Source organism: Clostridia bacterium, assembly GCA_024685775.1.
GTDB lineage: Bacteria > Bacillota > Clostridia > Christensenellales > CAG-1252 > CAG-1252.
In genome coordinates, this window is record JAIKVL010000033.1 from 1 (window position 1) to 12,301 (window position 12,301).

General features: G+C 56.2%; 3 protein-coding genes. All 3 read right to left on the bottom strand.

Annotated features, from left to right (window positions below; all coding sequences use genetic code 11):
• Positions 1 to 10,248 (bottom strand): hypothetical protein (locus K5753_06125; GenBank protein ID MCR4726772.1); only part of this gene is annotated, 10,248 nt, incomplete at its 3' end.
• The gene (locus tag K5753_06130; protein MCR4726773.1) at positions 10,226 to 10,393 is read right to left on the bottom strand and encodes a hypothetical protein; all 168 of its coding nucleotides are present in this window, start codon (positions 10,391 to 10,393) and stop codon (positions 10,226 to 10,228) included. The genes K5753_06130 and K5753_06125, both read right to left, overlap by 23 nt.
• A gap of 1,292 nt (positions 10,394 to 11,685) precedes the next feature.
• Positions 11,686 to 11,979 carry a GIY-YIG nuclease family protein gene (locus K5753_06135; protein MCR4726774.1) on the bottom strand — a complete coding sequence of 98 codons (294 nt, stop codon included), beginning with the start codon at positions 11,977 to 11,979 and terminating at the stop codon, positions 11,686 to 11,688.
• Between the last annotated feature and the right edge of the window lie 322 nt (positions 11,980 to 12,301).

Below are 12,301 nucleotides of genomic sequence, written 5' to 3' on the forward strand. Positions count from 1 at the left end.
GGTGTTGGTTCCGCCGGAAACCGCCGTCTTGGAATAGCCGACGATACCGCCGACGCAACCTGCGGAGCCCTTGACCGCGCCCGAGTTCGTCGGGTTCGCGGTGTAAGTCAGCGTTCCTTTCGTAAAGCCGACGATACCGCCTACGCAGGACGCGGTAATATAACCGCTCGTCGAGGTAGACGTCGTCGCGCCGTCCGAAACTCTGAGATAGATGGTGATCGAGCTTCCGGTAACCGCAGAAGCGTTCGAAGGCGCGCTAATCGAAGTCGTTCCTTCGTTCGCGCCGACGATACCGCCGACGAGATACGTTCCGCCGATCGCTCCGGTCGCGACCGTAACGTTTGCGTTAATCGTAAAGGTGGCGCCGGATTTAACCCATCCGCCAATACCGCCCGTACCCGCGCCGCCCGTGACCGCGCCCGAGTTCGTCGTCGTTCCCGAAACGCCGGTAAGATTAACGATCCACGCATTCGACGAGATACCGCCGATAATACCGCCCGTTTGGTTGGCACCCGTGATCGCGCCTGTGTTTTTCGTCGATGTGATATTTAAGGTAACAATCGCATTATTCGAACGGCTGTTATCCCCCGTTCCGCCGAGAATACCGCCCGTATACGCGCGTTTATTATCGGAATCGCCGATCGTGCCGCTGTTCGTGCAGCCCGTGATCGCGTGCGTCTTATTCGCGCTCGCATTAACCCAAGCCGAGCCCGCGATACCGCCCACGTAGCCGCTGCTACCCGTGCAATAGACCTTGCCCGAGTTCGTGCAATTCGAAATGGTGATCGCCGCGGATTGATACATCAAACCGATGATACCGCCCGCGCACCCTGCGGCTTTGACCGTCCCGCTGTTGGAACAGTTTGTAAAGGTAAAGGTTCCGCCGCCGCTTAACGTTAAGCCGACGATACCGCCCGTGTACTGCTGCGCCGAGGTGACGTTTCCGGTGTTCGTCGCGGAATAGGAAGCCGAACCGATGATATTACACGCGCCGCCTGCGATACCGCCCGCCCAGCCGTTGCCGCCGCTTTCATCGACGTTACCGCCGTTAACGACGTTCGCGCCCTGCGCGATGGCGCCCACGTTTCTGCCCGCGATACCGCCCGTCTCCTGCGCGCCGTAAACCGCGCCGGTGTTCGCGACCGCGCCGCTGTTTGCGATGCCGCCCTGCGCCCAGCCGGAAATACCGCCCGCATAACTCCTGCGGCTGTCGGACGCGCCGACTTGCCCGTTATTGCGGATCGTGTTGATCGAGTTCGCGTTGTAACCCGTGATACCGCCGACGTACTGCGCGGCGGCTTTGACCGTCCCGCTGTTCGCCGCGGTGCTGTTCGTCGCGCCGCCGTTTCCGGTGACTGTGCCCGCCGCATAGCCCGCGATACCGCCCGCGAAGCCGCCCGTCGAGGCGCTGCCGTTGACGGTTAAGCTGCCGGAACCCGTCGAAGTGACGGAGCCGCTGTTCGTTCCCGTCCCGAGGGTGATCGTGCTTGCCGCGTAGCCCGCGATACCGCCGACCGCATAGGTTCCCTGAACCGCCTTCGTGTTGGAAGGAGTCCCGCCGATCGTCCCGGAAGCGCGCCCCGCGACGCCGCCTACGAAGCCGCTCGATCCCGTTACCGTTCCGGTGTTGGCAAGGGTGCCGCTGAGGTTGCCGACCGCATAGCCGACGATACCGCCGGTATAAGAAGCCGCGATCGAATTAAAGGTGATCGTTCCCGCGGAGCTGACCGCGCCGCTGCTCGAACCGCCCGTAACGGTGCTCGACGCATATCCGACGACGCCGCCGACCGCCGCGCTTCCCGCGACCGAATTAGAGTTCGCGCCGCCCGAGACCGAAGCCGCCGCCCTGCCCGCGATACCGCCGACGTACAGAGAAGAGCCCGCCGTGATCGCGCCCGCGTTTGCGACGGTGTTATTGACTTGCCCGATCGCGTAGCCGACGACGCCGCCCGTGAAGGGGATATTCGCCGCGTTTCCGGCATAGCCGACCGCGCCGCTGTTTTTGATGTTGGAGATCGCGCCGCCGCAGAGACCCACGATGCCGCCTACGAAGCCGCCCTTGATCTCGGTCGAGCTGATCGAGAGGGTCTGACCGCTCGTCGCTTTGACCGCGCCGGTGTTATGCTCCGCTTGCGAAGCCGAGCCGCTCAAAGTTCCCGCGCAATAGCCCGCGATGCCGCCGACCATAGCGCCGACGTACTTGATATTACCGATCGTAATTTCCGCGTCGGAGCCCGAGGCGCAGACGCTCGCCGCGTTCGTCATCCCGGAGCCAAGCGAAATATTCCCGGCGCAATATCCGACGATACCGCCGACCGAGACCTTACCCAAGACGCAATAATTCGCTCCGGAAGAATTGTAAACCGTCGTGTTCGCGTTCTTACAGCCGGAGACGTCCACCGTGGAATATCCGATACAGCCGCCGACTTGATAGGAAGAGCCTTTGACCGCGCCGCCGTTCGCGTTCGTTCCCGCGACGGAAGCCGTGGTCTTTCCGACAAGCCCGCCGACGTTATACGTTCCCGCGATCTTGCCGCTGTTCGTAACCGTGCCGCTGATCGGAGTGGACGAGAGACCCGCGATACCGCCGACTTGATAAGAAGAGCCGGTGACCGCGCCGCTGTTCGTAATCGTTCCTTTAAGCGCAGTCGCTTCCGTATTTCCCACGATACCGCCTACGTTATACGTTCCTTCGACCGTTCCGCCGTTCGTGCAGTCCCAAATCGTGCGACCCGTCCCGATATAACCGAAGACGCCGCCGACGTTATTTCCGGATCCTTTGACGTTACCCGTGTTGTAATACTTACCGGAATCATGCGTGCGGCTGCTTAAATAACCGATACAACCGCCGACGTAATTCGTCCCCTCGACGGTTCCGCTGTTGCGTTTTTCCGTGCTGGTTCCGTTCATCGGGGAATCCTGCGCGTGACCGACGAGACCGCCGACGTACTGCCCGGAGGATTTGACCGATCCGTAGTTTCTCAAAACGCCGTTGACGTGGCACCAACCGGTAGACGAACCGCCCGCGATGCCGCCCGTGCGCTCGCCCGTCGTGTTATTCGTTACGGGGCCGAAGTTCGTGACTCCGCCGAGCTCCGCTTCCTTTGTGTCCCATCTGCCGACGATACCGCCGACGTAAGTCACGGTGTAGGAACCGCTCGCGACGATGGTTACTTTTCCTTTATCCGTAACCGCGGCGGTCGGCTGCGTTCCCGTGCCGTCCCAACCGTTAAAGCAATCGTTGACGTACGCCGCGTAATCATAACTGTCGCTCGGAGATTGCCCAACGCAAAGCCCCGTAATACCGCCGACGTAGGAGATATTTGCGGAAGGCGTTACCGAAATATTGCCCGAATTATAGCAGTAGTGAAGTTTTATGCCGCTGCTGTCGCCCGCGATGCCGCCGACGTAACTGCCCGTCGCGGTGACGCTTCCTTTATTAACGATATGATAGTCGGACGAACCCGCATATCCGGTGTATTTATTGATTTTACCCGCCACGCCGCCTACGTAAGTCGTTCCGGTGACCGCGCCGCTGTTCGTAATGGCGCCGTCCGTGGCGATCGCGCTGCCCGCATAGCCCACGATACCGCCCGTGTACTGCGCGCCGTAGACCGTGCCGGAGTTCGTTCCGCGGATGCCTCCGCCGGTATATCCCGCGATGCCGCCCGTGTAATTTCTCTTGTTATTCGAAGCGCCGACCGCACCGGTGTTAGAGACGTTGATCATCGTGATCCCGCCGTAAGAATACCCGACGATCCCGCCGACGTAATTGCCGCCGCCCTTGACCGCGCCGCCGCTATTCGAAATCGAAGTCGCACTGTTCCAATTCATCGGCTTCGTGCAAATTCCGACGACGCCGCCCGCAAACGTGCCTTGCGTCAAATCGCTTCTCGAAGTGGTTTGGTAGAAGACCGAACTACCGTCCGCATCCACGTAGACCGTGCCGCTCGCCGTAACCGAAGCGTAATTCGTCATCGTGTGGGGGAATTTCTCGTGAACGGAGATCCCGACGATACCGCCGACGATCGCCGTTCCGCTGACCGCGCCGTAATTTCTTCCGTTGCATTGGTGCTGTCCGAGCTTAGTGCCCGAAATGCCGCCCACGCAAAAGACGCCGCTGACCGTTCCGAAGTTATAACAGGCGGCGTCGGAGTTGACGCACTCGGTCGTTTCGATATGCCCGTAGATGCCGCCGACGAAATTGCCGGTGCCGGTGACTGCGCCCGACGAGGTCTGCGCCGTGGGTTGCGTCCCCGAACCGTTCCAACCGTTGTACAGATTACAGCTGCCTCTCGCCGTTCTGTTTTGAACGTCGCCGAAAATCCCGCCGACGTTATTCTCGCCGCTGACCGAGCCGGTATTATAGAAATTCCGAGGCCCATAGGTCGACTGATTCGTATTCGGACCGACGACGCTCCAAGATATGCCGCAAATGCCGCCGACTCCACCTGCGCCGGAGATCGCGCCGGAATTTTTGAAAGTAACCGTGATCTGAGGATCGCTTCCGATCGCGCTGCCGGTCGAGGCGATCGCCGCATTCGCTTCGCCGACGATGCCGCCCGTATATATCCCACCCGTAACTTTTGCGGTATTCGTGAAGGACGCGTTATTGACCGAACCGATGACGCCTTCCGTCTTGCCGACGATGCCGCCCGTGCAGTATCTGGAACTGACTCCGTTTGCGACCTCGCCTTCGTTTTTGAGCGTCCCGTTCAGCTTGGCGTTCGTCCAACCGACGATGCCGCCGACGAGGTTGCCCGAACCGGTGACCTTGCCTTTATTCGTAACCGTTCCGATCGTGCAGGAAGAATTATCGAAATTGCCCACGATACCGCCCGTCCAGCAATTGTCGCCGCTCTTCGAGGTGGAAGTAACCGTGGCTTCGTTCGTTATACTCGAAAGGGTATAGGCGGATGCGCTCTCGCGCGCTTCGCCGATACAACCGCCGACGAAATAAGGCGCTTTGACGGATCCTTTGATCGTGTTCGTTCCCGAGCAGGAGATCGAAGCTATGACGACCTTGCCGAAGAAACCGCCCGCATGAGAGTTCGTCGATTCGACCGCCGTGTTGACGGTGTTGGTCCCTTGAAGGGTAATCGTCGCGCCCGAAGTGTTGGCATGACCGATCAAGCCGCCCGTATAGGTAATGCCTTTGATAAAGCTCGAAACCGTTACGCTGTTCGTCCCTTTGAAAGTAACTTTCGCGCCCTTGGCTTCGCCGATGATCCCGCCGACGTTCGTCGTGGAGGGAGTGCTTGCTCCGATGCTTCCGCCGTTACATGTGAAAGATTCGATCGTTACGGTAGCGGAATTGCCTTCCGATCCGGCGAATCCGATCGCGCCGCCGAGCCCGTACCCGCCGCCGGATAAGCCCATGCCGCTGTACGTACAACTTTTGATGGAGACCGTGCAACCGCCGTTGACGTATGCCAAAATACCGCCCGTGTCGTACGCAGTGGAACCGACGCCGAACCCCGTTACGGAGCAGCTCGTGATATTGATCGTGCTGCCCGTTTGGGAATACGCCATAATGCCGCCGGTCTTATTCCCGGTGGAACTGACAATACCGCTGTTCGTGCAGCTCGTGATCGTTATGGTCTTATTTGCCGTTGTGTGATAGGCAAGAATCCCCGCGACGAGCTCGTTCCCGACAACCCCGTTTTCGTTCGAGCAGTTGGTGACTGTTTGATTCGATTCGTCCACGTCCGCCACGATGCCGGCAACGGTTTTCGTTCCCGTTATATAGCCGCCGTTTCTGCAATGGTCGATCGTCCCGCCTTTGGTCATTCCGCAAATACCGCCGACGCCCTCCGTGCCCGAAGTGCAGGTGACGGAGCCGGTGTTTTCCGCGTAATAAAGGGAAAGGGCATACCCACCCTGCACGCCGCCGACGATGCCGCCAACGTTATATTGACCGGAAGAGCCCGTTCCGGTGACAGAGCCGGTATTTTGAATGGAATAAGAGCCCTTGCCGGATTTCCCGATCAACGTACTGTAGAATCTGCCGACGATACCGCCGACGTTACAAGTCCCGGTGACGTTTCCTTCGTTCTTGATCGTGTTGCCGTTTTCACCGATCGCGCCATCCGCTCTGCCCGCGATGCCACCTACGAGCTGATTGTAGGTGGAAACCGCTCCTTTATTGATAGCCGACGCGCTTGCGCCGACCTTTCCCGTAGCATAGCCGACAATCCCGCCGAATAGAGTAGAGGAAGTCGCCTCCGCAGAAACGTTTCCTTCGTTGGTCAGCGCGCCGCTGAGGTTTCCGTTCGCCCTACCGATGATTCCGCCGGCGTAGTTCCCCTTTCCGAGGACTGTCGCATAGTTTTTCAAAGGCGCGTCCGAGCTCGGGTTTACGGGGCAAGAAGATTCGCCGATGCATCCGCCGACGTAAGAGAGACCTTGGACCAAGCTGTTGTTGGCGGTAGTTCCGTTCGTCATCCTAAGATCTTTGACGTTCGACGCTTTGATATAACCGACGATTCCGCCGACCCAATCGTGATACGTATCGGAAAAAACGTTCCCTTGATTCGTCATAACGACGCCGGTCGTGCGGTTCGAGATCTCGTTATTGCCTACGACCCAACAACCGTAAAACCCGCCGGTGAACGCACCGCTCGTACCGGATCCTCCGAAAGTGGGCGTGGTCGTGGTAAGATCGACCGCACAAATGCCCGTCGAAATGACGGATCCGTAGTTATAGGCGGAATAGCACTGCGTGGTTTGATTGCAAAACGCCGCGATGCCGCCGACGAGACCCGTCCCCGTTATGGTGCCGTAATTACAGGTGTTAGAGAACGTCCAGTAACCTCTTCTGACGCTCGAAATACCCGCGACGCAATAGCGCCCTGTAACGCTTCCGAAGTTATAAGACCAACCGCCCGCGAAGAAGACGCTTTCCGCGGACATATGCCCGACGAGCCCCGCGACGTTATCTCCCGTCGCGGTAACGCTTCCACTCGAAGTCGCAGACGAGGGTCGAGTGCCGGAGCCGTCCCAACCGTTATAGAAGAGCGTTCCCGAGCGACAAGTCGTGCTGCGCGTCTCGCCTACGATCCCACCGACTTTGTTGCGACCCTGGACGGCGCCCGTGTTATAGAAATTTCTCGAACCGGTACCCCCCGTGTTCGTATCGCCGATCGTGCTCGTGACGACGCCGAACAGTCCGCCGACGTAATCCACGCCCACGATGCTCGCGGAGTTCTTGAAATTTACGTTCAACTCGCCGTTATCCGTGTAGGCGACTCTGGCATTCATATATCCGACGAGACCGCCGACGCAGTTCGAGGTCCCGGTGACGGCGGCTTCGTTTGAGTACGTCTTTGAATCCTGCCCGAAATTCGATTTACAATAGCCGATAAGTCCGCCGACGTAATCCTTTCCGTAGACGGTGCCGGTTGCGTGCGTCACGCCGCCCGAGAGAGATCCCGACACGAGGTATCCGATAATCCCGCCCACATATTGACATTTATAGTAAGTACGAGTGCTACCCGGACTGCTTCCGACGTACGCTTGGCTACGGATATTCGTAACGGTACCACTGTCGGTAACCGTCCCGACGACGCCGCCGGTACAATCGTTCGAATCCGATTCCGCAGCAAAAACACTTGCGGAAACGAGATTCGTACCCGTTCCGCTACCCGTGATCGTTCCGCCTTGCTGAAGCCCGACGAGACCGCCGACGTGCGCGCCGTCGACGCTCCGACTCGTTCCGTGTGAAGTTGCTTTAATGTTTCCGCTTGTAACTTTTGAGCCGCCGGATATATTATGACTGTTCCATCCGCAAAGCCCGCCTACGCAATACGTCCCAAGGACGTTTGAAGCAACGGAGCAGTTGCTGATCGTCCCGTTACCGTCGGCGTCACCGATGAGACCGCCGACCCAAGCCCCATCCGATTTGACTTCCATACCCGACCCACTTACGGTACAATTCGTAAGATTACTCGTTGCGCTCGGATTAGTGGCTCCGATAAGTCCGCCTACGCCGCCTTTGTATCCATAAATCAAAAACCGATCGTTTGAGCAATTCGTCATTGTCAAGCTGGCGCCCGAGGCAACGTAACCGACGATTCCGCCCACATGACCGCCGTAAGAAGTTAGTCTTTTCTTGGCGGATTTAACAGATACATTTCTCAGCGTAACAGATCCCAAAACGTGCCCAATGACACCGCCGACCTTTGCGCTGTCGTTATCATTATTTAAACCTCTATCGTCGGAATACTGAATTGTCAAGTTGTTGATCGTCGCAGTGTTCAACCGACGGAAAAAGCCCCACTCGCTTCGATTCGTCTTAGCAAAACTATTGATCGTGATCGTGTGGGAACCGCCCTCAAAGACCGCGCCGTTATTAAGCTCCCAAATGCCCCACCATCTATTAAGCGTCAAATCATTTTGCAATTCATAATAAGCTCCGCGGAAGCGCACGTATAAACCGGTGCCATTCGCGTTATAATCCATTTCCACACCGCCGACAACGGAATTCGCTTGCGCTTGGTTGTAAATGCGATATCTTGACGTACCGCTTCCGAGACCGACCGGCATCGGACAGCCTTTCGGAATGGGAATCCCGTTTTTGGGGAAATACCAATACGTAGTGCTGTACGGGCTGGAAACGGTGGCAGTGGTGAGACCGTTGGTGGAAAGAATCGTCGGAGGATTGTAATAAAGGTAAGAAGTGTTATCGCATATGGAAAGCTTTGTATTCTCCGTCGAGACAATACAAGTCCCGTTGTGACTGGAATAGGCGGGGCCTTCCCCCGGCTCAATGAGATACTGAACGGTTGTGTTTCCGACTTTGCAGCTCCCCGTCTTGCAGAACAGATTGGTGTTGCTATCCATATAGTCGGTCTTTCCCGCAAGAGTGGAAATGTCGTAGCCGCTGACGCCGCTCGTACACGTGATGTTACCCGCGAAATAACATTCGTCGATACACATCCAATTGGAATTCTGTCCTCCGATCATCTGCCCGCAAATGCCGCCGATATAATCGCAGCTCGAACCGCCCGTTATCTTCATTGCGCTGCCGCAGCGCTGGATCGCCACCCTGCCATAGTGCGTGATATCGGTATGACCGCAAATGCCGCCCGCGTTTTTCAGGACTTTTCCCGAGGCGTTTATTTCCCCCGTGCTGTAACACTGCGTGATCGACGTATAATCGGTTTTGTTACTGTTTGAGTCGTTTATTCCCGACCACCCGACGACGCCGCCGATTCCGTCCTTTGTGTAATCGTTATCGACGGTGATCTTCATATGCGAATAGACGTTGGTCACAAAAACGTGATCTTTCATCCAACCGACCAAACCGCCGACGAATCTGTTGGAGGATTCGTTTACCTTAATCTCTCCGAAAATCGAAAGTCCTCCGATTCCCGAGCAGTAGGCATTGCCATCACCAAGTTCTGAGAGATAACCGAAAAGCCCGACCGATTCCAAAGCAAGGTTATCGATATACATTCCGGTGATCGAATAACCGCCGCCGCTGAATCTGCCCTTGAACGGATGGCTTGACGATCCGATCGGAACATCCCAATAGTGATCTTCGAGATCGAGGTTATTGGCGAGTTGAAAGCACCCGCTCGTAAAAGACGTATTGCCTATGTCTTTTCCGGCATTGATGCGATACGCCATACTCGCGAGTTGCTCCTCGGATCTAATGAGCCAAGGATCCGAATACGTTCCGCTACCGCCGCCATACTTAAACTTCCCGGAATCGACGCCGTCGCCGGACGCTCTATGCCCACTCCAATTCTCCGAAATCGCCGCTTTCGCCGTTTCGACGGTCGGACTGACGAGCTTTACGTTATCGTACAAGCCGAGGAGCACGATCGCAAAGACCGCGATCAAAAGAATCGGGACGAGGATCGCTTTGAAAAGAGAAGGCTTTTTCGCTCTATCCGCCGCGCTTACGCTTTCGCCGCGCTTCGCAGAAGATTCGCATTGCGACGGAGCCGCACCGCGAGCCTGCCGAAGGATTTTACTTGATTTCATAGTTTCGTCATTCTGCGCGAAGCGAAGAATCTCATCCGCTTTCATAGTTTCGTCATTCTGCGCGGAGCGAAGAATCTCATCCGCTTTCATAGCTTCGTCATGTTGCACCGAAGGTCCGCGTAGAGGCGAAGCTTCATAGCGAGCCTGTCGAAACATCTCATCCGCTTTCGAAAGAGAAGAGGCGCCGCGACGCTCACGATCGAGCCCCACGCGCTTTACTGCGTATTCGCCGTTTTTATTCGGTTTCGCGCATTTCATAGTCAAACTCCTTTTTTCTTTGCCGCCCGCAAGCGGCGCGTTGGTTACCGTTTTTCTTTCGCCCGTTATCGGCGGGCTGCTCTTTTACTAATTCGTCATCCTGAGCTGCGAGAGTATCGAGCGCGCCGAAGGATCTTATCCGCATTACACTTTCGTCATCCTGAGCTGCGAGAGTATCGAGCGCGCCGAAGGATCTTATCCATTTCTCGTCGCTTCTTGCCGCTTCTTGCCGCTTCGCCTTAGGGGATTCCTCGACGACGGCGCTTTTGCGCCTACTCGGAATGACGTGCCTTTTTTCATTCGTCATGTCGAGCAAAGTCGAGACATCTCATCCGCGAAACCCTGCTTTCTCAACCCGCCTTGCGGCGGTAAACAGGTAATCGGCGATTTCTCCGCTCCGCTTCGCTTCGGTCGAAATGACAATGTTGCTTTCCTGCGCAGTTTCTTTATTTGTCATCCTGCACCGAAGGTCCGCGTAGAGGCAAAGCCTCATAGCGAGCCTGTCGAAGGATCTCATCCGCGAAGCCTGTTTCTCGAAGCCTCTCACACGCGAGCGTGTGCGGGCGCATCGCCTGCAAACGCGAAAGCCGCTACAAGAGAGAACGGAAAATTCCGAGTCCTTGCGCGGTCGCTGCTTTTCATATACCGATTTCGAGGCGGGGACGCCGCCCGCATTGAGAGCCGCCGCTCTTTTTATTTTATAAAAAGGGAGCCGCATTTCTCGCCGCATTTATATAATAATATATAGCGCGCCCGATTTCAATACCCCTCGCGAAATTTCTCCGATTTTTTGCCGATTTGTAAGCATCGCTTTGCAAAAATAGCGGGGTTTGTAATAGTTTTTTAACGAAATTTTCAGAAATATTAAGAAAATTTAATCATTGAGAGGAACCGAAACACCCCCCGCGGGAAGCCGAACCCCCTTAAACCAAACGCCGAATCAAAGCGAGTAATCGGCGATTTCTCGACAAGCTCGAAATGACATTGGAACTTTGCCTGCGCAGACACTTTCTGTTCCGTCATCCCGAGGAATTCGAGGGATCGCCTTGCATTCTCCCCCCGCAAAGCCATGCTTTTTCAACCCGCCTTGCGGCGGTAAGCAGTAATCGGCGATTTCTCCGCTCCGCTTCGCTTCGGTCGAAATGACAAGATAGGCTTAGTCCGTGCTGTCATTTTCTTTTTTGTCATCCTGAGCCGCCGTCAGGCGCGCCGAAGGATCGCCTTGTACCGCCACCCGCAAAGTCCTGCTTCTCCGTCCGCCCTTCGGCGGTAAGCAGTAATCGGCGATTTCTCGACAAGCTCGAAATGACATTGGAACTTTGCCTGCGCAGACACTTTCTGTTCCGTCTTCCCGAGGAATTCGAAGGATCGCCCTGTACCGTTACCCGCAAAGCCGCGCCTTCAAAAATTGCAAGCATTATTCGCACATTACAAGAATTAGTCTTCTTCCGTAAACGTTTCGGATAAATCCTTCCAAAACGGATTATTTTCATTGATAAGAGCGACTTTTTTCTCGCGACGCCAGCCTTTCAGTTGCTTCTCCCTCGAAATGGCGGCATACGCATCGCCGCAGGATTCCGCATACACGAGTTTATGAACGGCGTAACGCTTGGTAAACCCCTCGATCGCGCCGCTTTTATGCTCCGCAATACGACGAATCAGATCATTCGTCACCCCGATATAAAGCGTTCGATTGTTTTCACTTGCCAAGATATAGACGTAATAATTCATTTTCTTCCCCACCCGCCCTGCGGCGGTAAACAGTAATCGGCGATTTCTCCGCTCCGCTTCGCTTCGGTCGAAATGACATGTAGCTTTCCTGCGCAGTTTCTTTATTTGTCATCCTGAGCCGCGAGAACATCGAGCGTGCCGAAGGATCGCCTTGTACTTTCGACCCGCAAAACCCTGCTTCTCATCCCGCTCTTTGAGCGGTAAACAGGTAATCGGCGATTTCTCGACAAGTTCGAAATGACATTAAAACTATGCCTGCGCAGACAAATTCTATTCCGTCATCCCGAGGAATTCGAGGGATCGCCTTGTACATCGACCCGCA

Bases quoted from the DNA above. Each gene is read 5' to 3' on its own strand.
- K5753_06130 (MCR4726773.1), bottom strand. From the start codon at position 10,393: ATGCGGATAAGATCCTTCGGCGCGCTCGATACTCTCGCAGCTCAGGAT.
- K5753_06135 (MCR4726774.1), bottom strand. From the start codon at position 11,979: ATGAATTATTACGTCTATATCTTGGCAAGTGAAAACAATCGAACGCTT.